General features: G+C 42.7%; 16 protein-coding genes and 1 tRNA gene. 5 read left to right on the top strand and 12 right to left on the bottom strand.

Going from position 1 to position 25,873, the window contains the following annotated elements; genetic code table 11:
• Positions 1–17: 17 nt before the first annotated feature.
• The 12 genes from HMPREF9074_RS05205 to HMPREF9074_RS05150 form a co-directional block, all read right to left on the bottom strand.
• Positions 18–91: transfer RNA gene (locus tag HMPREF9074_RS05205), tRNA-Asn, on the bottom strand.
• Between the two features lie 194 nt (positions 92–285).
• A complete protein-coding gene (locus HMPREF9074_RS05200; protein ID WP_009391019.1) occupies positions 286–1,671 on the bottom strand; it encodes a dipeptidase in 1,386 nt (461 codons plus the stop codon).
• A 113-nt stretch (positions 1,672–1,784) separates the two neighbouring features.
• Positions 1,785–3,656, bottom strand: a complete 1,872-nt coding sequence (gene mnmG, locus HMPREF9074_RS05195) for a tRNA uridine-5-carboxymethylaminomethyl(34) synthesis enzyme MnmG (RefSeq protein ID WP_009391020.1) — start codon at positions 3,654–3,656, stop codon at positions 1,785–1,787.
• 97 nt (positions 3,657–3,753) lie between these two features.
• A complete protein-coding gene (locus HMPREF9074_RS05190; protein ID WP_009391021.1) occupies positions 3,754–4,461 on the bottom strand; it encodes a hypothetical protein in 708 nt (235 codons plus the stop codon).
• On the bottom strand, positions 4,461–4,943 hold the full coding sequence (locus HMPREF9074_RS05185; protein ID WP_009391022.1) for a hypothetical protein: 483 nt from the start codon (positions 4,941–4,943) through the stop codon (positions 4,461–4,463). The genes HMPREF9074_RS05190 and HMPREF9074_RS05185 overlap by 1 nt, the downstream gene beginning before the upstream one ends.
• 68 nt (positions 4,944–5,011) lie before the next feature.
• On the bottom strand, positions 5,012–7,345 hold the full coding sequence (locus HMPREF9074_RS05180) for a glycoside hydrolase family 20 protein (protein ID WP_009391024.1): 2,334 nt from the start codon (positions 7,343–7,345) through the stop codon (positions 5,012–5,014).
• Between the two features lie 20 nt (positions 7,346–7,365).
• Positions 7,366–8,058 carry a ZIP family metal transporter gene (locus HMPREF9074_RS05175; RefSeq protein ID WP_009391025.1) on the bottom strand — a complete coding sequence of 231 codons (693 nt, stop codon included), beginning with the start codon at positions 8,056–8,058 and terminating at the stop codon, positions 7,366–7,368.
• An 11-nt stretch (positions 8,059–8,069) separates the two neighbouring features.
• Positions 8,070–9,194: a GNAT family N-acetyltransferase gene (locus HMPREF9074_RS05170; protein WP_009391027.1), complete on the bottom strand. Its 1,125-nt coding sequence runs from the start codon at positions 9,192–9,194 to the stop codon at positions 8,070–8,072.
• Entirely contained in the window at positions 9,181–10,119 is a 939-nt protein-coding gene (locus tag HMPREF9074_RS05165; protein ID WP_009391030.1) for a transporter, read from the bottom strand. Before HMPREF9074_RS05165 ends, HMPREF9074_RS05170 begins: the two co-directional genes overlap by 14 nt.
• A gap of 45 nt (positions 10,120–10,164) precedes the next feature.
• Positions 10,165–11,814: a hypothetical protein gene (locus HMPREF9074_RS05160; protein ID WP_009391031.1), complete on the bottom strand. Its 1,650-nt coding sequence runs from the start codon at positions 11,812–11,814 to the stop codon at positions 10,165–10,167.
• A 9-nt stretch (positions 11,815–11,823) separates the two neighbouring features.
• Entirely contained in the window at positions 11,824–12,975 is a 1,152-nt protein-coding gene (locus HMPREF9074_RS11765) for an AAA family ATPase (protein WP_009391032.1), read from the bottom strand.
• 201 nt (positions 12,976–13,176) lie between these two features.
• Entirely contained in the window at positions 13,177–17,430 is a 4,254-nt protein-coding gene (locus HMPREF9074_RS05150; RefSeq protein ID WP_009391036.1) for a cobaltochelatase subunit CobN, read from the bottom strand.
• A 446-nt stretch (positions 17,431–17,876) separates the two neighbouring features.
• Between HMPREF9074_RS05150 and HMPREF9074_RS05145 the strand changes: the two genes are divergently transcribed.
• From HMPREF9074_RS05145 to HMPREF9074_RS05125, 5 genes are all read left to right on the top strand, one after another.
• Positions 17,877–21,134, top strand: a complete 3,258-nt coding sequence (locus HMPREF9074_RS05145) for a SusC/RagA family TonB-linked outer membrane protein (RefSeq protein ID WP_009391040.1) — start codon at positions 17,877–17,879, stop codon at positions 21,132–21,134.
• Positions 21,135–21,146: 12 nt separating this feature from the next.
• Positions 21,147–22,595 carry a RagB/SusD family nutrient uptake outer membrane protein gene (locus HMPREF9074_RS05140; protein WP_009391042.1) on the top strand — a complete coding sequence of 483 codons (1,449 nt, stop codon included), beginning with the start codon at positions 21,147–21,149 and terminating at the stop codon, positions 22,593–22,595.
• 179 nt (positions 22,596–22,774) lie between these two features.
• On the top strand, positions 22,775–24,031 hold the full coding sequence (locus HMPREF9074_RS05135; protein ID WP_009391044.1) for a sigma-54 interaction domain-containing protein: 1,257 nt from the start codon (positions 22,775–22,777) through the stop codon (positions 24,029–24,031).
• A gap of 9 nt (positions 24,032–24,040) precedes the next feature.
• Entirely contained in the window at positions 24,041–24,484 is a 444-nt protein-coding gene (locus HMPREF9074_RS05130; RefSeq protein WP_009733805.1) for a hypothetical protein, read from the top strand.
• 33 nt (positions 24,485–24,517) lie between these two features.
• Positions 24,518–25,789 (top strand): nucleotide sugar dehydrogenase, encoded by a 1,272-nt coding sequence (locus HMPREF9074_RS05125; RefSeq protein WP_009733806.1) that lies wholly within the window; start codon positions 24,518–24,520, stop codon positions 25,787–25,789.
• Positions 25,790–25,873 lie beyond the last annotated feature (84 nt).

The following is a 25,873-nucleotide window of genomic DNA, read 5'->3' as shown; positions in this document are numbered from 1 at the left end:
AAAGCCTTTTTCTTTTGCTCCCCCTACTGGACTTGAACCAGTGACCCTCTGATTAACAGTCAGATGCTCTAACCAACTGAGCTAAGGAGGAGTGTTATATTCTTCTCTAATGCGGTGCAAAGGTACGACTATTTTTGAAACCTGCAAATTTTTCAGCAAAAAAATATCAATTATTTTTTATAGAATTTTATAGGTGCTTAAAAATCAGTTAGATAAAAAACAATAAACTTTGTCAAAGTCTTAAAAACTCTGACAAAGTTTATTGTTTTTTATCTATTAACCGACCTATTTGTTGTTCACAAAGTAATGGTAGAACCACGGAATAGTTTCAATTCCTTTAAGGAAGTTGAAAATACCATAGTGTTCGTTAGGCGAGTGTATCGCATCGCTGTCTAAGCCAAAGCCTAAAAGAATAGACTTGCTGCCCAATTCTTCTTCAAAAAGAGCTACAATAGGAATACTACCGCCTGAGCGCACTGGTATAGGCTCTTTGCCAAAAGACTCTTTGCAAGCCTTTACTGCTGCTTGGTAAGCAGGAGTGTCGGTAGGGGTTACGTACCCTTGTCCGCCGTGGTGAGGAGTTACTTTCACGCGTACCCCTGCAGGAGCGATACTCTCAAAATGCTTAGTAAAGAGTTCGGTAATCTCTTGGTTATCTTGGTTAGGTACTAAGCGCATCGATATTTTAGCATAAGCCTTGCTTGGGATAACAGTTTTAGCTCCTTGCCCAGTATAGCCTCCCCAGATACCATTTACATCAAGGGTAGGGCGTATAGAGGCGCGCTCGGTAGTGGTATAACCTTTTTCACCATATACAGCATCAATGTCTAAGGCTTTTTTATAAGCTTCGAGCGAGAAAGGCGCTTTAGCCATCTCATCGCGTTCAGCTTGCGAAAGCTCTTCTACTTTATCGTAGAAATGCGGAATCGTGATGTGGTTATTCTCATCGTGTAGCGAAGCTATCATCTTAGTAAGCACATTGATAGGGTTCGCTACTGCCCCTCCGTATAAGCCAGAGTGCAGGTCGCGGTTAGCGCTAGTTACTTCTACCTCCACATAACTAAGTCCGCGCAAGCCAGTGGTGATAGAAGGAGTATCATTAGCCAACATACCTGTATCAGAGATGAGGATAATATCGTTTTTGAGTTTTTCGTGGTTGTTTTTCACAAACCAACTAAGGCTACCAGAGCCCACTTCTTCCTCGCCCTCAATCATAAACTTCACATTGCAAGGCAACACGTTGTTTCTGACCATATATTCCAGAGCTTTCACGTGCATAAACATCTGACCTTTGTCATCGCAAGCCCCACGAGCAAAGATAGCACCATCAGGGTGAATATCTGTTTTTTTAATCACAGGCTCAAAGGGGTCAGAATCCCATAGTTCAATAGGGTCAGCGGGCTGCACATCATAGTGTCCGTACACTAGTACGGTAGGCAGCGCTGGGTCTATCGTTTTTTCACCGTAGACGATAGGGTAACCAGGGGTTTCACATATTTCCACCTTGTCGCATCCTGCTTTTTCCAAAGCATCTTTTACGGCTTCTGAAGTGTTCAGCACATCTTGCGAATAAGCTGCATCGGCGCTAATAGAAGGCATTTTCAGCAGTTCTATCAGTTCTGCAATAAAACGGTCTTTGTTTTCTTGAATATAATTCTTTACTGAATTCATATATTTTACGATTAACGATTTTTATAAAATTATTTACCAAACAATTCTGATTTTTCTCTTTTAACGCCCCAAAGGTACATTATTTTTCTTAAATAACAAAATAAAAAAGAAAACTATCGCCCCATATATATCACCAATACGCTGATGTCAGCTGGCGATACCCCACTAATGCGCGAGGCTTGCGAAAGGGTTATTGGGCGTATCTTCTTTAGCTTTTCACGCCCTTCAAACGAGAGCGATACTATCTTGTCATAATCAAAGTTTTCGGGTATGCGTACGCTCTCTAAGCGGTTGAGTTTGTCGGCGTTGTTCTTCTCTTTTTCTATATAGCCAGCGTATTTTATAGCTACTTCAGCACACGTCTTTTCCTCTTGGCTGAGGTCGTGCTCAGCTATATAGCGGCTTACTTTGGACAACTGCTCAAAGTCTGATAGGGTTACGCTGGGGCGGGTGAGTACTTTCTGCAGTTTATCCCCCTGTTTCATAGGCGATGAATCGTATTTTTCGAGTATAGGGTTCACCTCTTCAGGGGTAACGCTCAGTTCTTTTATATAAGTGATAAAATCATCTACTCTTTGCTCTTTAGCCTCCCAAGCGCGATAACGCTCCTCACTAACAGTACCTATCTCATAACCGATAGGGGTGAGCCTGCTATCGGCGTTGTCTTGGCGCAATAGGGTGCGATACTCAGCACGCGATGTAAACATACGGTAAGGCTCTTCGGTTCCTTTAGTGATAAGATCGTCTATAAGTACCCCTATGTAAGCTTGGTCGCGTTTGAGGATTAGCGGTTCGCGCTCACGTATTTTTAGCACAGCGTTAATGCCTGCCATAAGTCCTTGGGCAGCAGCCTCTTCATAACCAGTAGTACCGTTTATTTGTCCGGCGAAATACAGATGTTCTATCAGTTTGGTTTCGAGAGTGTGTTTTAGCTGGGTGGGCGGGAAATAATCGTATTCTATAGCATAGCCAGGGCGCAAGAACTTCACTTTCTCAAAACCTACCACCTGACTAAGGGCAGCGTACTGCACTTCTTCAGGTAGAGAGGTAGAAAAGCCATTTACGTACATTTCTACAGTATGCCAGCCTTCGGGTTCAACGAATATCTGGTGGCGGTCTTTGTCCGCAAAACGATTGATTTTGTCTTCTATAGAAGGGCAATAACGAGGTCCTACACCGTGAATAATACCTTGGAACATAGGCGAGCGGTCAAAGCCAGTGCGCAGTATGTTGTGTACGCGCTCGCTGGTGTAGGTCATATAGCAGTCCTTTTGTACTTGCAGGGGTTGGGTAGCTGCTGAAAAGGAGAATTTCTGAGGATGCTCGTCACCTGGTTGAGGTATCATCTTACTAAAGTCCAGCGAACGGGCATCTACACGGGGGGGAGTACCGGTCTTCATACGTCCAGCTTCAAACCCTTGCTGCACAAGGCATTCAGTGATGCCATAAGCAGCAGGTTCACCAGCACGACCTCCGCCGAATTGTTTCATTCCTATGTGCATCACCCCATTGAGGAAAGTACCATTGGTTAACACTACGCTTTTAGCTTTGATACTGATGCCTAAGGAAGTACGCACCCCTACTACTTTGTGTTTTTCTATAAGTAGGTCGTTTACCATACCTTGAAAGAAATCGAGGGTAGGGAGGCTTTCTAATTGTAGTCGCCACGCTTCGGAAAAGCGCATACGGTCTGATTGCGCCCGCGGGCTCCACATTGCAGGCCCTTTAGACTGGTTGAGCATTTTGAACTGTATAGCCGTCTTATCGGTAATGATGCCCATATAGCCACCCAAGGCGTCTATTTCGCGCACTATCTGCCCTTTGGCAATGCCCCCCACGGCAGGGTTGCAACTCATTTGGGCTATATGCTGTAGGTTCATAGTGATAAGCAGGGTTTTAGCCCCCATATTGGCGGCAGCAGCAGCAGCTTCAGCTCCTGCGTGGCCTGCCCCTACTACTATTACATCGTATTCAGTTGTAAACATTTTCTTACGTTTTTAAAATGATAAGGAGTATTGGCTAATGAAGAATGTGGCGGCAAAGGTACAAAACAATTCACAATCCACAATTCATAAGTTATAATTAATCTTTGTGGAAGGCCTCGCGATAAGCACGCTCTAAGAAGTGGTATTGGTCTCTGGGCATCGTTACAGTAATGGGGGTATTGGGTTGCTCGCGGGTGTAGATATGGGCTTCTTCTACTAACTCATATTTGTTCTCTGAACGGTTGTGGTACTCTTCCCGGCTGTCCCATTCTAAATGCACTATATCCTTTAGTGGCAAACCCTCGCCCAAACTCGACATAAAGTAGGCTTTCCCTTGGCAAATCACTACAAAAGGCGAATAGCGTTGGGTGAAGTTCATCACCTGCATCATCTCTGTAAAACGCTCATAATCAGCATCGCTCATTGCTTCTAATAGCTTTTGCAAGTGTTGTATATTCCTGTTGTGATAAAAATATAAGCCTATGCACCAGCCTAAGAAACCAGCAGCGGTAAAGCAGATAATATAAGGGTGCTGTTGGGGGTAAAGAAGTAAATTTTCGTAGAAAGAATAGGGCATATGGAAAATTTCGAAAAGCAAAAAAGAGCAGAAAGGCACACAAATCAATAACCCTGTAGAGATGGATACTATAACTACATATTTCTTTAGTTTGCTAAGGTACTGCTTCCGTTTTTCGGGCATATAATGCGCACTGCTATAGCGCAGGGTATCGGGTTTCCTATTGAAAAAATAATAAACTGTTACGATACAGAGTGCCCAAAAAGGAATAGTAGCTACAAAATCCATTATTGATTTTCTGATAAGAGGTTATGAAGCGCCTTTATAGAATGCTCAAATCGCTTGATGAGCTTGGGGTTACTCACTTGGTGCCATAGCTGCGGTTGCTCATACCAAGCAGTGTCAGCTCCTGCTTTGGCGTGGCCGAGCTCTAATTGGTCGTCTATACTAACAATAAAGTAATAATCAGAAGGGAAATAGGCATCTTTTACATCGAAGAATACGATTGCCTTAGGTAGGAAAAAGTCGCCATACTCATAGGTAGTGTGGCTTTTTTCAGAGTTCCACACTACGGCATATTTAAAATTCTTGTCTTTTTTCCAAAAAAAGATAGAAGAAGAGGCTACGGGTGGTAGTTCAAATATTTGCAAAGCATCTTCAGCTATAAAGTCACTTTTTTTCATTATTTCGTTGAATAATGAAGGGGTAATCACCTCGTTTTTCAGGGGAGGTGTATGTAGTTTTCTTTCTCTATAATAGATTCTAGGCATAATTTTTAAAGTCTTATTTTAGTCGGCAAAGATACAAAGTAATTAGCAAATTAGCAAATTAACAAAATTTATAATACCAAAATTTCGTCTATAAATAACCACGCGTCACCGCCTTTTGGGGGTGTTTTTACATTCTTGAGTTCTATTTGTAAGTAGCGAGTGCTTTGGGGGTCGAACTTTAGTACAAAATCTTTTAGCGAGGGTTTTCCTTTGATAGTGCAGGGCTCTTCTTGCGCTGCCACTTCGCGGTAGTTTTTGCCATTGGCTGAAAGGGCAACCGTTAGTCGCTCAGGGAAGTAAATACCAGATGATTGGGCATCCATTGCGCCTATACGCACCTCGCTTACCGCTGTTGTTTCGCCTAAATCGAGGGTAAGGGTTACATCATCGCCTAACCAACCGAGCCATTGCCCGTCGTGGAAGTTCTTCGTGCCGCGAATTACATTGGTAAGAGTACCTTCGCCTTGCCCCTGATAGCTCTTGTGGTATAGCGGACTATAGCTTACCGGTTTGCCTATCGCTTTGTGAAAGGTAATCTGCCCAGAGGTAATGGTGTTGGTAGCGTTTGCCGAAAAGACTGCTGCTTTGTAGGTAGTAGTGGCTTTGATAGCAATAGGACTGGTGTATTTCTCTCCTTTTTCTATAGGGGTATCGCCTAAAGCGTAACGAATATCGGCATTAGGCACTTCGCATTCTAATTTTAGGTAGATATTGCCCTCTTTGTTCTCTACGGTAGGCACTACTTGGTATACCGAATGGGCGTAATGTATGACCATCACGTCCATTCGCTGCATAAAGTGCTGGGTACGCCTCATAAAACTGTCCCAATCTTTTAGTTTATCGTTTGTCCAACTGATTTCAGCAAGTGCTAACAATCTGGGGAAGAGCATATATTCGGAGTGTTCGGTACTGCCTACGTGTTCAGCCCATAGGTTGGCTTGGGTGCCGAGTACTTTGCTTTTTTCAACAGAAGCATCAGCTAAGGCTTCTTTTTCTAAGTCGTAGTTGTATAGCTTTTTCAACGGCAGATAGCCTCCGTTGGCTTGTGGCTCGTAGTCGGGTAGCCCTTGGTAATTGTCTATATAGCAATCGCTGGTCAGCACTATAGGGTTGCCTTGTGCAAGGGCTTTCTTGCCTACTTCTATGCCTCGCCAGTTCATCACTACTGCATTTTCTGCTAGTCCGCCGTCCATTATCTCGTCCCAACCGACTAAAGTGCGTCCTTTTGAGGTTAGAAAATCATCAATTCGCCTGATAAAATAGCTTTGTAGCTGATGTACATTCTTTAGCTGGTGTTCTTTCATTCGTAGCTGACACTTAGGGCAGTGCTCCCATTCGGTATGGGTAGCCTCATCGCCGCCTACGTGTATATATTGGCTGGGGAAGAGGGCTAACACCTCGGTAAGTACCTCTTCTATAAAGTTAAAAGTTTCTTCTTGTCCGGCGCAGTAGATGTCAGTAATAGGCCACACCGCTCCTGAAGGCACTCCTATAGGGCGTTTATGGCACGACAGTTCCGGATAAGCCGCTATGGCGCTCATCGCGTGGGCGGGCATCTCTATTTCGGGTATTACCGTGATGCCGCGCTTAGTGGCATAGGCTACTATTTCTTTAATGTCTTCTTGGGTGTAAAAGCCGCCGTATTTTTTAGGAGCCGTGGTGGGGTTTGCAAAAGCATTGGAGGGGTTAGGAGTGCGTTCGTCCCATAGTTTATCCTCTTGGTCTACGCGCCAAGCACCTACTTCAGTCAGTTTAGGGTATTTTTTAATTTCTATACGCCAGCCCTCATTATCCACCAGATGAAAGTGAAAGGTGTTGAGCTTGAGCATCGCCATACGGTCGAGGGTTTTGAGTATATATTCTTTAGGGAAGAAGTGACGCGATACATCTAACATCAGTCCACGCCATTGATACTGTGGGGCGTCAGTGATAGTAACCGCAGGCACAAGCCAGTCGCGTTTTACTAATTCTGAACTTTCTACTTCGTTGGGGAGTAGCTGGCGCAGCGTCTGCAAGGCGTACAGAGCCCCATTGTAATCTGCCGCCTTTATGCTGATTTGCTGAGGGGTTACTGCAAGGGTATAACCTTCTTTGGGTAGCGATTTATCCGTATCAATTACTACCGAATTAGTTAGTATAGCTGCTTTTTGTATTGCAAACTTAAAACCAGAAGCGCGCTCAAATTGTTTGAGGAAAGGCAGTCTAGCAGGCATTAGCGCAGGGTCAATTACAAAAACAGTCTCTTGGGTAAACTGAAAATACCCTTTGCCTAATACCATCGATTGGGGTTGCGGAATGATAGTAAGGTCATTTTCGGTAAAAACTACCTCTTTTTGTAGGGTGTGGCAGGCAGTTAAGCATAAAAGTACGCTAAGGTATAATAGTTTTTTCATCGTCTTCATTGTTTAATTTGTTAATTGTTTTAAGTGAAATACGCTACCGCAAACCCTACACATACGCTTAAAAACTTCAGAAGGTTAAAACGATGCCCTTCAGCGTTTTCAAACAGAATAACGGTAGAGATATGCAAGAAAATACCGATAACTATTGCCGAAAGTTCGGTGTGATAAGCAATAAGTTGGGGTACATTGGCGCTTAAATAGGTGCCAAAAGGGGTCATCAGCGAAAAAAACAACAAAAAGAGAGCTGTTTTCCATTTATTGATACCCGAATTAATAAAAAAAGTGGTCAATACAATAGCCACCGGTAGTTTGTGTACAAAAATACCGTATACTAAATCGTGATTGTGCCCGTGCGATAGCGGGAAACCCTCTAATATAGAGTGAATGCTAAGGCTGATAAATAGCGATAGCGGGAAAGCTGTATGGGCAGTATGTAAGTGCCCCGGATGTCCGTGTTCGGCTCCGTGAGAGAAAAATTCTAAAACAATTTGCAGCAATACCCCCACTATAACAAATAGCCCTATGTATTTGAAATCGAGGGGGTGGTCGTGCTGGTGATATACTTCAGGAATGAGCACAAATACTGTTAGCGCCAATAAATACGCCCCACTGAATGACAGCAGCAACTTAGTATACCGCTGCGAGGCAGGTTTTAAGAAAGTTACCACACTCCAGCCCAATACTACCGATAAAAAAGGAAGAAAATAGTTCATTTTCTCATTTGTTATTTGTCAATTGTTAATCTGAAAGTAGCTCTTCTGGCAAAGATAACAGGGTCGAAATTCTTCCATAGTTGCTGAATAGCCAAGTTCTCTTCTAACTCTGGTGTGATAACACATTTAGTTACGCCATTGCGCTTAAATACATTGTAATAATAGTCGAATAGCAATGCCGGAATACCCTTGCTTTGGTATTCTGGCGCTACCCCTATCAGGTAAAATTCTACCGTATCGTGGTGCTTTTTAGCTTTTAGCAAGTGCCAAAAACCAAAAGGGAACAACTTGCCTTTTGCCTTTTGCAGGGCTTTAGAGAATGACGGCATCACTATGGCAAAAGATATGAGTTTGCCCTCTTTGTCCTCTATAAAGCGTATGTACTCAGGGTTGATAAACGGAATGTATTTCTTCTTAAAATAATCGCGTTGGGCATTGCTTACCGGCACGTATGAGGCTAAGCGCGAATAGGTTTCGTTATATAGGTTAAACATAGCATCTACGTGCTTAAGTACCTCTTTAGTAGTTGGTGTATCGATAAGTCGCACGCCATAACGTTTTCTAATAGCTTCAGCCGTCTTCTTAAAAAGTTCAGGCTTAGAGTTTTCTAACAAAAACGACATATCAATAAAACCCTTTTCCTTCTCAAAGCCTAATTTGGCCAAATGCTCTTTGTAATAAGGGTAGTGATACCACGTCATCATATTGGCTATGTGGTCATAACCATCGGTCAGCAGTCCTACCTTGTCCATACTCGAAAAGCCCATAGGCCCCTCCATATAGTCTAATTGGTGCTCGCGACCTTTTTCGGCTACTTTTTGTATAAGGGCTTTAGTTACGTTTAGGTCGTCTATCATATCCAGCCACCCGAAGCGTATTTTCTTAATGCCTTGTTGTAGGTCGTTTTGGTTAATGATAGCCGCTACACGACCTACTATCTGCTTTTGCTCATTATAGGCGAGGAAGAAGAAAGCCTGTGCTTGCTCAAATACAGGGTTCTTGTCTTTACTAAAAGAGGCTACTTCGTCGCTAATGAGGGGCGGCACCCAATAAGGGTTATTTTTGTATAATGAGAGAGGAAACTTCACAAAGTCAGTGAGTTCTTTTTGGGTAGCTATTTCTTTAATCGAAATCATTCTTTTTTCTTTTCTTAGGTTTTTTCTTGTGTTTTATTTTAGTAGTTTTAACCTTATCGTTCAGTACTTTTTTGATGTAACTATTGTGATTATCTATCCTATACGAAGCCCCTATCAGTCCCATATAGCGTTGGGGGGTATCGTTCCAACCGATGCCCAAATCAGCGTTTAGCTGTAGGTTGGCAGAGGCGATAAAAGCGACTCCTAAGCGTGTAATTTGGTCGCGATAACGGTCGCTATACACTCCTTGTTGTTCGGCAAAAATGCTAAACCAACCATTGTCCAAATTGTGGGTAACGGTTAGTATATAGCTGTATTCGGTACTTTCTTTGGTTAGGAATCTATCGCCTATCAGGTTGAGTACCGTCACTACGCGCGGTATGGGTTCTGCCTGAAAGATAGCCGCCACTTTGGGCGATAAGGTTGGCACCGACTCGTAATAATAGCGCTCGTTAGGCAAAAAGTTCATACCCGCATAAAGGGCTATCGAGGGGGTGAGGTTGCGCCAGCGGAAAGAGTTATTAGCTTTCCAGCTGTATATATTGGGCTCTTCGTCTAAAAATTTAGGCTTGAAGAGCAAGTATTTAGCCCCTATGGTATTATTTACAAAACCAAAGTGGGTAGTGGTGGTGTTATGGGCTAAAGTCTTGTCGTATGCCAAAGTACCGTTTAGCATAGCCTCTAAGCGTTCGCGAAAGAACCCATAACGCACAGCGTAGTTTATCCCTGCGTAGTGCATTTCAGTTTGGGTAACTTTATGTCGGTTATGCTCGTACCATAATCCACCCTCCATTTGTAGCACTCGGGGACCTACAGCATAAGCACTTTGCGAGTTGCCCGGCAGGTTAGAGTTGATAATATCGGTATACTGCCCTACCATAGTATAGGGTAGCAGGCTTAATAGGAGTAGGTATATTTTATTCATTGTTATTAAGTATTTCTTTCAGGCGACAAAGATAAGAAAAAAGAATTAATAATAGAAACTTGATTTTGTTCTGATGATGCTATAAGGGTTGTAACGCCAGTACAAATTCTTCTTTAGCGCATAAAACTTCTCAGCCATTTTCTCCTTAGGCTCTCTTAGTCCGTAATAAAAAACACCCATCATTGCTTTATTCAGCTGTAATAGGTTTGCAGTTAGCTTCATTATCATTTCTTGGTCGAAATAACTGATGTCGTGCTGCTTCAAAATAAAGTCAGTATGCCGCTTTTGGTACTCAGCATATAGGCTTTCTATTTTCTCAGTATCCATTTTTTTCTTAGCGAGTTCTTGTTCAGTGGTCTCTATCAGGGTTTTTAGTGCCAAAGCCTCTTGTTGGTAGCTGTAGAAAACCTCGCGCTCATACGCTCCTTGTAGCAGTTTTTTCATTGCCCATTCTGCTTTGGGTTCTATTTTAGCAAAGAAAGCAGCTTCGGTGGCTAAGAATGTTTTTGTATGGGCAATATACGTGTTGATGTCCTTTTGTATATCTGCAGTTGTTTGCGCAATAGTAGTGCTTGAGGCTATGCGTTGCACTATAGAACCTCGCGTTTGGTATAGCTCTTTGGCTTTGCGTACTAACTGATTATACAGAGCCTGCAAGCTGTCCGTCTCTTCACCCAAAAAGCCTCCCGCAAACTGTCTTTCTAATGCCCCTTGCTCTATTTCTTTTTTGGCTTTCGTATCCCACTTAGGGGGTGCTATAGTATCATTAGCTTGCTTTTTGGCTGTCAGAAAATTGGTTAGAGCCTTTATAGGCTCTGGGTCGGTCAGTTGTCGGTGACAAATACCCGAAAATGTATAGCAAAGGTTATAGAAGTCAATAACATCGCGAGCATCATTTTCTACTATTTTAGGCTCAAAGTATGTTTCTTCTTTTGCCGTAGAGGCTTCTTCTACAGCGGCGGCGGCTTCTATTTCCTCATCAGAAGAACACGCTTTTGCTAAAAAGGCGTATAAGAAAATAGCCATTATCACACTAAATACCCCAAAAATTATTTTTTCGACTACCGCCTGATTTTGCAATAACGACTTAGTTTTTCTTTCGGCTGTTCTCTGCTCTTTTTCCGAACTCACGTATTCTAGCGAAAGAAAATCAGAGAGCAGAGGCACTAAGGCTTTTGCCAAAAGGTACATATTAGTAGTTTTAGGCAGAGGTAGTCCGTTTTGGTCGGGGGCATAGTGCTTTTCAGTAATCTGAGCAGCAGCTTCAATGTCAATCAATGCTCTGAAAGCTTTTAGTCCTCCTTCGCCCTTGGGTTCTATAGCGTCATACCATACCGAAAAGGTAGGGTTACAGCTTATTAGGGTGATGTTTTCGCGTTCGCACAAAGGGCGAATTTCAGCTAAAATATCGTAGTATTTCTCAGTTTCGCCAACTACAAATAGCTGGTCGGGTTGTCCTGCAATAGCGGTGCGGCTATAACTGTTTTTTAGGTTTTCAATGATAGCCCATAGGTCTTGAGCGCTGCCGAAAGCATTCGTAGCTATCGGTACGTATTGTATTCTGCCCGAAGATTCATTGTAGCGCAGGGTGTCGAAATACTGCTGCATCTCAGGGTTGCTCCTGAGGTAGATAATGACTACTAATGCTTTGGGCAGCAGGTCTTTATGGGTGTTATTTTTGCTATAGGTTCTCATCGGCTTTTTTTAAGATAATGAGGTGATAGAAGGAACAGCACCATAGCGCCCTTGTAGGTAAGCGGTAGCTATAGGCAAGCTATTGCCCAATTTAAAATCGCTGAGCGAATACAGAGAAGAGGCGCCCTCTTTCTTTTCGGCAAACCATACCTCATCGGCACGCAAGAGGGTAGGGTTATCGAGTAGTGGGGTGCAATGGGTAGTGAATATCAGCTGACCTTGCGGGGTCTTATCAGTGTAATACTGCAACAAAGCGGATAGCAGTCGGGGGTGTAATTGCCCTTCTATAGCATCTATAAAAACTACTTTTTCCGATTGTTGGGCTTGGTATAACACCGGCAAGAGGCGCAACAGCTGTACGGTGCCTTCTGACAGCTCTTCAATGTCTATGTACCCTACGCTGTCATCTGGACCGTATTGTAAGAATAATAGCTCATCAGAGCCTTCTTCCCTCTCTATACCGTCTATGTCTAAGTCGCAACTTTGTATTATATCTTCAACAAAATCGAATAGTTTTTCATCGCTAGTAAGTTGCTTAGCCAGCTCTAGGTTGTCAGAAGGGTACTTTACGATGCAAAGCTGCTGCTCAAACCACTCGTACGCTGCCTTTAGTTCAGGGTTATAGCTCGCTCCTAATCCTTGATGCAGTACTAATAGCGAAGCCTTCTTATTAGCAGTGAGTAACTCATTAATAGCACTTTCGTTCAGCAGTGAATGGGTAAGGAGTTTGCTGTCTTTACGCTCAAAGATTAAGGTATCAGCACTTTTGCCTAAGCCAGAAAGATAGAGACTTTCCTCTATGCTCTCCTCAGTGATAGCCACTTTGTAGAGGTAGGCTTTCTGATGCGATAAGAATTCTACCTCAAGGCAAATAGGCGGTTTAGTATCTTCATCGGTCATACGGAAAGAGTAATCGCATACTTCTATTTCTTCCAAACATTTGGGGTTGGTACACCAGTTCTTAAGAAAAACAAAAGCTTTGATAAGATTGCTTTTCCCAGCGCCATTAGCTCCGTAGATAGCCGCTTGCTTGAGCAGTGGCAGAGGAGTGTCTTTGCTGATATGGTGGGGCAACCCTTCTATCTTCGGGTCGGTCAACATATCAAAAGAGGTTTCTTTTTGAAAAGAAAGAAAGTTCTGTATTCTGATTCTCAATAACATAGTAATGCTTTTTGTGGTTTATAGTCTAAAAATATCTTCGGTAGCTACGCTTAAAAGATTTCTAAATTGTCTTTAAAGGTTATTAGGGGCAAAGATACAAATAATTTACTAAATAATCAATTAATAAGTTAGTCGTTAGTCATTAGAATATTAACTCCTAAAGACTAACGACTAACTAATAAAATGTTTAGCGACTAATAGTTACCGTCTCCTTTTCCTAATGAAAATGATAAGCCCTACAAAGGCTAACAGTACCGCCGCACCTATCCATACAGCATTAAACGATACTTTCTTGCTTTCTTGAGCAGGGTTTTGCTCTTCCTTTTGCAATACTTTAGCGTTTTTAGTATCTACGGTCTCTCCGCTGGCTTTTTGGCTGTTAGCAAGCTGCTGTTCGTAGGCTTTAGCATTTTCAGCACTAGCTTTCTGACTGATGTAGGCTTGTAGCTTTTTGTTTTCTGATGAAAAATTTGACGAGCTTACCCCAAATTGTTCTGTCAGTTGGGTGTGTAGGTTCGCTAGGTTGCTTATCTGTTCAGCAGAGGCTTTCCACATACCTTTGCGGGTAGCCTCAAGCATTACAGCACTTACCTCTTGTAGAGCAGCTACGTTTTCCTTCTTTATAAAGTCGGTGATGCCTAAGTGCTGTTTGTCTTCTATGTAGGTGTCGTACACCTCATTCCACATGGCATCATCTATCAGTTCAGGGCGAGTAGCTTCCCAACCGTGCATATTAGTTACTATCTCGGCTATCTGTCCAGCGCTCGAGGCTTTACCCTTCATCATTTCTTTGATGTATTTAGGGTTTAGTATCGTACTGCGCGCTTCTACTCCTACAGCTTCTTTCAAGTCTTGTAGGTGCATATTCTTATGGTTGCGATAGTCAGCAAGGTAAGCATCGGGGTCTTTGCCGGTTACTTCTTTAATAGCAGCATTCATACCACCCATAAACTCATATACGTGGTCGAGGCTTAGAGCGCCCCAAGTGTTGTTTTGGCGAGGCTGAATCAGTACATCGGCATTCTTAATAGCGGCGCGGAACATCCCCTCTTGGAATTTGCTCCACTGCTCTTTGCTGCCGTAGAAAGCCCCCATATTGTGCATATACACATCGGCTATTTCTTTCTGAGTATCCCATTTGTCGCCGGCATTTATCATCTCTTTTATACCGGTGTCGTATCTGCCTTGCAACCCGCCAAAAATACGCTGAGTAGAGAGTTCGCGGGCTTCTTTAGGGGGGACGCCTGCTTTTACAAGTTCCTTTTCTATGTCTACAGTTCCGGCACTCACCTCATTGGTGTAACGCTCTTCGGGTAGGGCACTGACCATCTCAATGGCTTTGGTAAGCAAGAAAAGACGAGAGGCAGCCAAGTCACGAAACTGACCAGAGGTTTGTATCACTACATCTATACGAGGTCTTCCGAGCTCTTCTGAAGGGATAATCCTAACATCACCTACGCGTCCAAAGGTATCCCATACAGGCTCAACCCCTAGCATATAAAGGGCTTGCGCTATCGATACCCCTTCTGTTTCTATAAACTCCGAACTCCAGAAAGTGTAGGCTATCTTTTTAGGGTACTCCCCGTGTTTCTTTTGGTATTCGCTTAGGGTGTTTTGTGCCATATTCACCCCTCTGTCCCACGCTAATTTAGAAGGGGTACTTTCAGCATTCACCCCATACAAGTTGTGCCCTGTAGGAACGCCTTTAGGGTTAGCAACGGCATCACCGCCTGATGAAGGAGGCGTATAGCCACCATTTAAGGCATTAAAAAAAGCTTCTTCTTCTTTGCGCGGACTCTCCTCTAACCCTTTTTTGTACAAAAGTACATTCTGTATGGTTCTTTCCACCTCTACAATGGCTCTTGCGTGGTCTATTTTCGCTTTTTTAGCGGCTATTTCAGCTAATTCTTGCTGAGTGAGTGGCTTGCGGTCAGGTTTTTTGGCAGGGGCTTTTATCTTAGTAGGTCTGCCTACAGCATCGGGTTTCTTGGCTGTATTGGTAGCAGTACTTGCCATAGTAGTACTCGCTGTGTTAGTAGCGGTGCCAGCCTGTTTAGCAGCTTCTTTCTGCATACGTTGTTGCAAAAAGTAAGGCATACCCTTGCCCTCTTCGGTAGCCATTACCTCTTTAGCTTTGGCTAAGGCTTCAGGGGTTACGTGGGCATAGCTGCAAACCAATTCAGTGGTTACCGGTTTGCCCGCTAATAGTTGTTTTACCAAATTTTTAGCCGGATTAAGGTATTTTTCAGTGAAGAAAGTTTTGCGTTTAAGGTCTTTTTCCGTCACCTTGCCCTCATACTTATCTATAGTAGCGATGCTATAAGCTATAGGGTCAGCACTCATAGCCAGTACAGTAGAGTTGATTTTGTCGGCAGTATAAGGCACGCCGGTTACGTAAAATTCGCCATTTATCTTTTCGGTAGCTATTTCTTCAGCAAAGTTAGCAAGGCGCTCTATCTCTTCCTCAGTATAAGGTTTGCTTACAATACTATCTAAGCGCAGGTCGCGGTGCAAGCCCATTTGTACAGCTAATTTTTTGATGTGTAGCCCTATGGTTTGTTTGTCCGAAGGGTTTTTAGCTTTTTCATAAGAGAGAATGGTATTTTCTAACTGGTTGAAAGTGTTGCGCATATCACTCTCAGTAAAAGCAGGCGTTAGATACGAGATGATGCTTCCGTACGAGCGGCGTTTGGCCATCATCGCTTCCCCTATATTACCGATAGTGTAGTAGTAAAAGTGGGGAATGGTGCCTACTAATATATCGCCCCAATCGTAATCAGAGAGGGCTACTTGTTTGTTAGGGGTGAACTCCAAAGAGCCGTGGGTACCAAAGTGAATAAGCGCATCGGCTTTCAGTTTGTTTTGTACCCATAGGTAAGCCCCCATATAGGCGTAAGGGGGCACTTCTTTCACCCCGTGTAGTACCTTAAAGTCGTCTTCGGTGCTGATAGCAGCAGGGGGCTGAGGCAGAATAGTTACGTTGCCAAAAGTCAGTTGCGCAACCGCCAAATAGACTTTGCCGTCTTTGGTAGTGCTGAGGTACTCACCAGGCAATGCGCCATTTTTAGCTAACACCTCTTGGTATAAACGCTGTGGTAGAGCAGTTTTTAGCCATTGGTTCAGCTGGTTAGCTTCTACCAGTGCAGGAGCCCCAGAGGCTATAAACTTCTCTATATCGCCTTTGGCACTCGCGCGGTAAGTATTGGCGTGACTGATAAGCTGTTGGTTGAAAGCCTCTAAGGTAGGAGGGAGGGTACCCACATTGTAGCCTTGCTCTTTTAGTTGGTGCAAGAAGCGGAATAACGACGCTTCCACCTCTAAGCCTTGAGCCGCGGCAGGGGTAAGCCCTACGCCTTTAAAATAGACGATAGCCACCTTTTTATCGGCATTAGCTTTGTGCTTGAGGGTCGTGAAGTTATGCACTATCTTGGCGAACTTCTCTGCGCGGTTTTTGATAGTGTTCAAAAAGTAATAACCGTCTTTGTTTTGCTCTTGGGCAATGACTACATACGGGTAAAGCGCTCCATCGAGTTCGGGCATTACAATAGTTTGCCCCATAAAGCCTCCCGACATACCCATAGGGTCTTTTTCCCAATCTTCTTTCATCGCTAATACCGATAGACCCGTAAACAGAGGCACATTGTGCGCCTTAGCCCAGTTGGTAAAGCTTTCGGGTTGTCCCATCATCATCTGTCCGTGCGGGAAATAGATTACCGCATCAGGGTTGATAGCTTCAAGGAATTCTATGCGTTTGCTCTGTGCCGTAAAGGGGTATACATTAAGTCCCTCGTTTTGTAGGGTGTTAATCATACCGTTTAGGTGCTCTTTGTTGCCCGCAAAAGGTTCGTGCAATCCAGCTACTATAGCTATGCGGGGCGCTCCTTCTTTGTAATAATGATGCTCGCGTATATAGGCTTCGTAGCTTTTAAGGTCACCAAAAGAGCGCTCGTCATCTAAGTGAAAAAAGACGTTTTCTTTCAGTTCGATAGGGGCACCAGGTTCGGGGGCAAACCATTTTTTATCAATGTATTTGCGTATGTAGCGGGCTAAGTTCTGATAATTATTCTTATTGCCACTCTCTAAGTAGGCGGCTACTTTTTTCAGTTCGGTTTCCGATAGACTACTGATGTCGTTATCCGGATTGGTAACAGCAAAGCTGTGAAAAGGCACACGATTGGCGGCGGCTACCAGCTGGTTGCGCTGCTCATCGCTTATTTTCAAGCCCATACCCCAAACTAATACGAAGTCGTATTTTTTAAGAGTTTCGAGCTTGTCTAACGGCACTTCTTCAAACTTGATAAACTTGTCCTTGTTAGAAAGGGCGATGTTAGAAGCCTGATAACTGATGAAGTTCACCAGTGCAATGCGGGTAGGGCTTATGTATCTACGCCACCCCCAATAACCCCCTAATACTATGATAACGAGGGCTAAAATACTTAAAATCTTTTTTTTCATTATGGTTAGCTTTAGTCCTTTCAGTAGAAGAAGAAAGGCACTTTTGTTTTGAGCCGCAAAGATACGAAATTATTTTGAATTAAAACAAATAAAATATCCTCTTTATAGCTACACTATACAATGGATATACTAACAAGCCAGCTATAGCGAACGATAAGCGAACGATGAGCGAAGGATAAGCGAACGATTATAATTAAAATCTATCCTCTCAATGGGTTAATTATCTCATTTTGTTTTAACAGAATATTGTCAGAATATAAGGTGTTTTTTTTCGATATTCTCAAAGAAAATGTATTTTAATGAAAATACTGCAAGAAAATAAAGTTTTTATTGCTAAATTTATGTACTCTTCTTTTTTTAGTTGCGAAAAAAATAACAGAAAAAGTTTTGAGGTAACATAAAAATATTTATATCTTTGCGCTGTTGTTAATTAAAATATTTAGAAGATGAAATTGAACAGACTTGTGTACGCACTGTTATTAGCATTAATAGTGCACGGCTTCTCCCTCGCACAAGAGCGAGAAGTAAAGGGAACTGTACGCGACTCTAATGGTTTAGAGATGCTCGGCGTGGCAGTAGTGGTAAAAGGCGAGGCTCACGGTACCGAAACGAACCTCGATGGTAAGTATACCATTAGGGTAGCCGATGGCAAGACTCTCGAGTTTTCGTTCTTAGGTATGAAAACCAAACGCTTCAAAGTAAATGGGCAAAGCCGCATAGATGTCGTGATGGAAGAAGAAGCTCAAGAAATTGGTGAAGTGGAAGTAGTGGGCTACGTAACGGTGAAGAAAGACCAGTATGTGGGTACAGCAGCTACTATTGATAAAGAGTCTCTTAAAAGGAAAAGCGTTTCTAACGTGTCTAAGGCTATTGCGGGAGAAGTAGCTGGGGTACGTGTGATTAACTCTTCTGGGCAACCAGGTACTGAGGCTACTATACGGGTGCGCGGGTTTGGTTCAGTAAACGGTAACCGTTCACCACTTTATGTGGTAGATGGGGTACCTTATGAAGGTGCTGTATCTTCAATCAACCCTGATGATATTGAGAGTATGGTAGTACTCAAAGATGCTACTTCTACTTCAGTATACGGCTCACGCGGGGCTAATGGAGTGGTACTCATCACTACCAAAAAAGGACGTGTCGATACATCACGCATACAAGTAGAATCAAAAATAGGGTTTAATATGCGTTTATTGCCTCGTTATGAAACGATTACAAGTCCTGAGCGCTATGCAGAGCTCGGATGGGAAGCTTTGCGTCAAAGTGGGGCACTAACACAAGCTAAAAACCCAGCAGCTTTTACAAGAGCTGGTTATGCTAGTCCAGCTGATTACGCTAGCAAAAATTTATTTGGCAAATTAGGTATTGCTCCTAAATATAATATGTGGAATGTGGCGGGGGCTAATCTTATCAATCCTGCTACAGGTAAAATAAACGATGGGGTAACCCGCAAATACGACCCAGAAGATTGGGGTGACTACGCTTTCCAAACAGCCGTGCGCAGCGAGTACAATGTAAGTATGAGCGGAGGTAGTGGCAAAACCACTTATTATACAGGTTTTGGTTACCTTAAAGATGATGGATATGCTATCAATTCTGGTTTTGAGCGTTATACAGGTCGCCTTAACTTGGGCTATCAGCCTAAAAGCTGGCTTAAAGGAGAGTTTAACTTAAGTTATGCTCATACTAAAACTAAAGCTAACGGACAAACTTCTGACTCTAACAGCTTGTTCTGGTTTACTGATAACATTCCTTCTATCTATCCGTTATTCTTGCGCGATAGCAATGGTGATAAAGTAGATGACCCTCATTACGGAGGGTATCAATACGACTTTGGTAAAGGGCGTGGTTTTGGAGCGCTTACCAATGCCGTGGCACAAGCTACTTACGATAAGAAAGATAGAACACGCAATAACGTGCTTGGTAATGTATTCCTTCGTGCTGATATAGTAAAAGGACTTACTTTCGAAACTCGTTTGGGGGGTGAGTATTTTAATAATGCTTATAATAACTATACTAACCCTTACTATGGTAGTTCAGCAAGCCAGAATGGTAGCCTTAGCAAAACCCGATATGAATTGCTTAACTACACTTTCTTGCAAATGTTGCGTTACTCTCAACAATTTGCCAAACACAATTTACAAGCCTTTGTAGCGCACGAAAGTACTACTTTTGATTATTATATTCTGAGTGGAGGTAAGAGTGGTTTGGTAGACCCTAAAGGTACAGAGCTCGAAAACGCTATCAAATTAAACAGTTTTACTTCTTATATCCATAACTATCGATTGGAAAGTTATTTCAGTCAGCTGCTATACGATTACGAAGGTAAATACTTGTTCTCAGGTTCGTTGCGCCGCGATGGTACTTCGCGTTTCTTGAACCACAAATGGGGTACTTTTGCTTCAGTTGGTTTAGGATGGGTAGTGAGCAAGGAAAACTTCTTAAAAGAGAAAGAATGGTTGCCTTACTTCAAACTCAAAACCAGCTATGGTACTGTAGGCGACCAAGAGGTAGGTAGTGGCAATGCCTCTTACTACTCAGGCTATGATGTGTACGATTTGGGCAGCTTTATGGGCTTGCCTTCAGCAGTGTTCAACCGTATAGGCTACCCCGACCTTACTTGGGAAAAAGCTAAAATATTCCAAGTAGGAGCTGAGTTTACTTTCCTAAAATCGCGTGCTATCGAGTTGCAATTAGATTATTACCACAAAACTACCGATAATTTGGTATTCGACAGTCGTTTAGCACCTTCTAGTGGTAATGGCCTTTGGAAAGTAAATGATGGTAAATTGGTGAACAGTGGTTTTGAGTTCAACTTACAAACGCACGTGGTTAATACTAAAGACTGGCGCGTAGATGTAGGGGTAAACGGCGAACTACTCAACAATAAGCTTACCCAAATGCCTTATGATAAATCGATAAAAGGTGAAAAAATCATAGATATATCAGGTATTTTTGGTAGAAGCAAAGGGCACTCGCTCTATGATATTTACACACAAGAATATCGTGGGGTAAACCCTCAAACAGGGGCTGCCCAATGGACAATGCACTATGCCGATAATAATAACAATGGTACCTATGACAATGGTGACGAGGCTATCGCTTCATTGCACGAATATCAAGCCAAATATCCTAACGCTAATATAAAAGAAAAGCTAACAGAAGATTATAGCCAAGCTACCCAAAAATATATAGGCAAAAGTGCTATACCCGATGTACGTGGGGCGTTTAACTTCAATGTAGCATACAAAGGGCTTTCGCTTAGTGCGCAGTTATTGTACAGCTTAGGCGGTTATGCTTACGATGGGGTATATGCAGCCTTGATGGGTAATGAAAAAATAGGAAGTAATAACTGGCATAAAGATATAGAAAACCACTGGAAACAGGCAGGTGATGCTACTGATGTGCCAAGATTGACATCAAACTACGGCAATGATGGTCTGGCTAACAGCACTTCATCACGTTTCTTAACTAAAACAGATTACTTGGCACTTAATAATGTTACCTTGGCTTATAGCTTAGATAAAAAGGTATGTCAGACTATAGGGTTTGAAGGTTTAACCTTTACCTTAGCAGGTGATAACTTATGGTTAGCTACAGCTCGTAAGGGCTTTAACCCTACCACTTCAGAATCAGGTAATTCTGCTCGTTATACTTACTCACCTTTATCAACCTTTACTTTAGGGGTAAAAGCAACTTTTTAAACAGAACGCACTATGAAAAAGATATTAACATTTAGTATATTATCGGCAGTAGCTTTCAATCTTACTGCTTGTAAAAAAGATTTTCTTAACACCTCACCTACAGAGGTAGTATCTACAGCCCCTGCTGATGTGCGCCTTAATGGTTTATACCTAATGACCTACCAAACAGGTACAGGAGGTACTTCTGGGCATACAGACTTTGGGCAAAAAAACGTAGATATTTGTACCGATATGCTCTGCGGCGATATGGCGCTGTTGGCAACAAATTATCATCAGTATCAAGATGTTGCCAATTTAAAAGCGACCCAACAACCAAGTGATAATTATAACTATATCCCTTGGCGTTATTACTATCGTTTGATATACGAGGCTAACAAGTCGATAGCCGAGTTGGCAAGCCCTAAAAACAATAGCGAGAAGTATACTTTGGCACAGTTTCGTGCGCTACGTGGTTATGCTTATTTTTATCTAATGCAGATATTCACCACTAAGTACGAACCAGATTCAAGAACTAACTCTATACCACTCTACACTACCGCCGATATAACTAGCAAACCGAGAGTAAAACAATCGGAAGTGTATGCCCAAATAATAAGCGATTTAGAATTTGCGGTTACTAACCTTGCTGGGTTTACGCGTAGCAAAAAAGGTATGATTGATAAATATGTAGCAGAAGGCTTGCTAGCCTATACCTACGCAGCTATGGGCAATAACCAAAAAGTAGCCGACTTAGCACAAGATATCGTCAATAATAGTGGCTACCCACTTACTACTCGCGAACAAATTTTTTATGATACTACTACTAAAAAAGGTGGTGGTTTTAATGATGTAGAAACTAAAAGCTGGATGTGGGGGGTTGACCTTATCACTGAAAACAGTTTTGATTTAATATCGTGGTGGGGTATGATAGATATCTATACTTATAGCTATGCTTGGGCTGGAGATGGTAAAGCTATGGACGACAAATTATACGCCCAAATACGCACTAATGATATCCGTAAAAAGCAGTTTGATGAAGAATTGCTTCCTTCTAACAAGTTCTTTTCACCTGATAGAGTGATAGGAGGGCAACGAAAAATTTCTACTGACTATATATATATGCGGGTAGATGAGTTTTACTTATTAGCAGCAGAAGCCTTGGCTAAGTTAGGGCAAGATGCACAGGCTAAAACTATCTATAAAAAGCTTTTGAAATTGCGCTATCCTGAGGCAACTGCTACTACTGATATAGCCTATGTAGATGCGCTTACTAATGCACAGTTGCAAGACGATATCTACCTCAATACTCGTATAGAGTTATGGGGGGAAGGCAAAAGCTACTTTGCTATGAAGCGCAACCACAAAACAATAGAAAGAGGTAGTAACCACGTAGAGGAAAAGAATACAACTTTTAGCTACGACAATCCACGCCTTACCTTTGCTATTCCTCAGAATGAAAGTATTAATAACTTGAATTTGTAAAAGATTCTATATACACAACCAAGAACTGCCCCCAATAAAGGGGCAGTTTTTTATTTAGGGTAATTTGCGAATTGCTAATTGTTTTGTACCTTTGCCAAAAATACAGAATAATCACTATTAAAACCTATAAGATGAATGCTAAATATAGGTTCTTATAACCCCTAACATCTAATACAAAAGTGGAAAACATACAAACTATAAAGCAGCGATTTGGTATTATTGGCAATGACCCTAAGCTAAATCGTGCCCTCGAAAAAGCTGCTCAAGTAGCCCCTACTGATATTTCGGTATTAGTAACTGGCGAAAGCGGTGTGGGTAAAGAGGCTATCCCTAAGATTATCCACTCGCTATCACTCAGAAAACACGGCAAATATATAGCGGTAAACTGTGGCGCCATTCCCGAAGGTACTATCGACTCAGAGCTCTTCGGTCACGAAAAAGGGGCTTTTACAGGAGCGACTGCTACTCGTAATGGCTATTTTGAAGAGGCTGACGGCGGTACTATCTTCCTCGATGAGGTAGGTGAGTTACCTCTTACTACCCAAGTGCGACTGTTGCGTGTGCTTGAGAATGGTGAGTTTATAAAAGTAGGCTCTTCAGTAGTGCAGAAAACCAATGTGCGCATAGTAGCCGCTACCAATGTCAATATGCAAGAGGCTATTAAGAAAGGGCGTTTTCGCGAGGATTTATATTATCGTCTTAGCACTGTAGAAATACATCTGCCGGCTCTGCGCGAGCGCAAGGATGATGTGCATTTGCTCTTCCGCAAGTTTGCTTCAGACTTTGCTAATAAGTATAAGATGCCGCCTATTAGGTTGACTGATGATGCGGTGCAGCTGCTGGTAAACTATCGTTGGAGCGGCAACATACGTCAGCTGCGCAACGTAGCGGAACAAATATCGGTATTAGAACAGAAACGAGATATCAGTGCCGCGATATTGCGCAGTTACCTGCCTGATGAGGGGGCGCAACTGCCTTCAGTAGTGCCGCAGCACAATAGGTCAGAAACAGACTTTAGTAACGAACGCGAACTGCTCTACAAGGTGCTTTTCGATATGAAAAGCGACCTAAACGACCTGAAGAAACTCACCCTTGAGTTGTTAGAAAACGGCAATTCGGCACAGGTACAGCAAGACAATCAGGTGCTTATACATCGTATCTACGGCGACCCTAATAAGATGAAAGACCCTACACCATCGCCTTATACAGTGATACCGGTACAGCCGATTGATAAAGAACCGCTGATTCACGAGGATAGTTATGATTATGAAGAGGCTGCCGAAGAAGAGCGTTTCTCGCTTCAAGATCAGGAGCGTGAGATGATTATTAAACTATTAGAACGCAATGACGGCAAACGCAAAGAGACTGCTAAAGCCTTAGGCATTTCTGAACGCACTCTCTATCGCAAAATAAAGCAGTACAATCTTGATAATTAGTAAATTACTATGAAAAAGGTGTTATTTTTTTTACTTTTCTTGGCTTGTAATAGGGGCTATACGCAGCTTTCTGTAGTAACAGGTTACGATTACATCGGTAGAAATACCTTTCATACAGGGCTTGCTGCCGATATCGATATTTCTGACCACTGGGGGGCTCTCCTCACCACTGGAGTGCATCTTACTGGCTATGAAGGGAGTACGCGAGGTATCTTTGAAGCTACAGGGGCTATAAGCTATAATAGAATATTCGCAGGAGCTACTTGTACCCCTTATTCGGTTATCCCTAAAATAGGAGTGGGGCAAAAAGATTTGTATTTATATGTGGGCTATGCTATTCCTACCAAAGACCATTCGCCTTTAGATAAAGGTGTGGCGGTAGGGATAAATATAAATCCGCTCTATGTACTGATGTTGCCCCTTGCGCTAATTATTGGTGACCCACTAAAATAAATTAGCCTATTAACTCATCAATAAATTATTAATATGAAATCATATAAAATAGGCATTATAGGGCTCGGTTATGTGGGTTTCCCCTTAGCGTGTTTGTTTGCCAAAAAATATCCTACGGTGGGCTATGACCCTTATCAGGAGCGAGTGGCACGTTTGTCTGAGGGGGTAGATGTTACTAACGAAATTAGTACGGAGGTGATACAAGCGCGCCTGAGTACCCATCTGCGCTGTACCGCTACCCCTAATGAGCTGCGCGACTGCAATGTGTATATAGTGGCGGTACCTACCCCTATAGACCTCTATCAGCAGCCTGATCTTACGGCTTTGCGCGAAGCAAGTAGTACAGTGGGCAGCTTGCTAAAGCAGGGCGATATCATTATTTATGAATCGACTGTTTACCCTGGGGTTACCGAAGAGGTATGCGTGCCTATACTCGAACAGACGGCTGGGCTCACCTTTAACAGAGATTTTTATGTGGGCTACTCGCCAGAGCGTATTAACCCTGGAGACAAACAACACACGGTAGAGAATATCTGCAAAATAACCTCAGGCTCTACTCCTGAAATAGCCAGAGAAATAGATGCTCTCTATAACTCGGTACTCATAGGAGGAACTTACCTCGCTTCGTCTATCAAAGTAGCCGAAGCAGCCAAAGTGATAGAGAATGCTCAACGCGATGTGAATATCGCTTTTATGAACGAGATAGCTAAGATTTTCAATATTTTAGACATCGATACGAATGCAGTAATAGATGCTGCCAGCAGTAAGTGGAACTTTTTGCCTTTCCGCCCAGGGTTGGTAGGGGGGCATTGTATAGGGGTAGACCCTTACTACCTTATTCAGAAAGCAAAGCTACACGGAGTATCGCCCCGCCTGATGATGGAAGCCCGCAAAACTAACGACTCGATGGGGGGCTATATAGCTTACCAGATTATCAATCAGTTGTGTTTGCGTGGGTTACCAGTGAAGGATAGCAGAGTATTGCTGCTGGGTTTTACCTTCAAAGAAAACTGTCCTGATACACGCAATACTAAGGTGATAGACATCTACCGCACACTACAACATTTTACTGATAACATTACGGTGTACGACCCCTTTGCTAATGCCGAACGCGTGGCTGAAGAATACGGTTTGACACTTACTACCGAGCTGGCGCAACTCCCTACAGATAATGATGTGGTAGTGCTATGTGTGCCTCACCAGTGTATTCTTCAAACAGATGTGTGTCAATACCTCAAACCAGAGGGAATTATTTATGATGTAAAAGGCAAGTTGCCCCTTTCGGAGCGCACCTATAGGCTTTAATAATTAAAAATTGGCATACTTTTTGAGTGTTTCTAAAAAGAATACAAAAACTAATTGATAATGAAAAGAATAGTGTGGTGTATG

It is taken from the genome of Capnocytophaga sp. oral taxon 329 str. F0087 (assembly GCF_000213295.2).
Lineage (GTDB): Bacteria > Bacteroidota > Bacteroidia > Flavobacteriales > Flavobacteriaceae > Capnocytophaga > Capnocytophaga leadbetteri_A.
Note: the sequence above shows the minus strand (reverse complement) of the source record. Positions and strands in the feature narration are given on the sequence as shown.

Bases quoted from the DNA above. Each gene is read 5' to 3' on its own strand.
- HMPREF9074_RS05200 (WP_009391019.1), bottom strand. From the start codon at position 1,671: ATGAATTCAGTAAAGAATTATATTCAAGAAAACAAAGACCGTTTTATT.
- mnmG (WP_009391020.1), bottom strand. From the start codon at position 3,656: ATGTTTACAACTGAATACGATGTAATAGTAGTAGGGGCAGGCCACGCA.
- HMPREF9074_RS05190 (WP_009391021.1), bottom strand. From the start codon at position 4,461: ATGGATTTTGTAGCTACTATTCCTTTTTGGGCACTCTGTATCGTAACA.
- HMPREF9074_RS05185 (WP_009391022.1), bottom strand. From the start codon at position 4,943: ATGCCTAGAATCTATTATAGAGAAAGAAAACTACATACACCTCCCCTG.
- HMPREF9074_RS05180 (WP_009391024.1), bottom strand. From the start codon at position 7,345: ATGAAGACGATGAAAAAACTATTATACCTTAGCGTACTTTTATGCTTA.
- HMPREF9074_RS05175 (WP_009391025.1), bottom strand. From the start codon at position 8,058: ATGAACTATTTTCTTCCTTTTTTATCGGTAGTATTGGGCTGGAGTGTG.
- HMPREF9074_RS05170 (WP_009391027.1), bottom strand. From the start codon at position 9,194: ATGATTTCGATTAAAGAAATAGCTACCCAAAAAGAACTCACTGACTTT.
- HMPREF9074_RS05165 (WP_009391030.1), bottom strand. From the start codon at position 10,119: ATGAATAAAATATACCTACTCCTATTAAGCCTGCTACCCTATACTATG.
- HMPREF9074_RS05160 (WP_009391031.1), bottom strand. From the start codon at position 11,814: ATGAGAACCTATAGCAAAAATAACACCCATAAAGACCTGCTGCCCAAA.
- HMPREF9074_RS11765 (WP_009391032.1), bottom strand. From the start codon at position 12,975: ATGTTATTGAGAATCAGAATACAGAACTTTCTTTCTTTTCAAAAAGAA.
- HMPREF9074_RS05150 (WP_009391036.1), bottom strand. From the start codon at position 17,430: ATGAAAAAAAAGATTTTAAGTATTTTAGCCCTCGTTATCATAGTATTA.
- HMPREF9074_RS05145 (WP_009391040.1), top strand. From the start codon at position 17,877: ATGAAATTGAACAGACTTGTGTACGCACTGTTATTAGCATTAATAGTG.
- HMPREF9074_RS05140 (WP_009391042.1), top strand. From the start codon at position 21,147: ATGAAAAAGATATTAACATTTAGTATATTATCGGCAGTAGCTTTCAAT.
- HMPREF9074_RS05130 (WP_009733805.1), top strand. From the start codon at position 24,041: ATGAAAAAGGTGTTATTTTTTTTACTTTTCTTGGCTTGTAATAGGGGC.
- HMPREF9074_RS05125 (WP_009733806.1), top strand. From the start codon at position 24,518: ATGAAATCATATAAAATAGGCATTATAGGGCTCGGTTATGTGGGTTTC.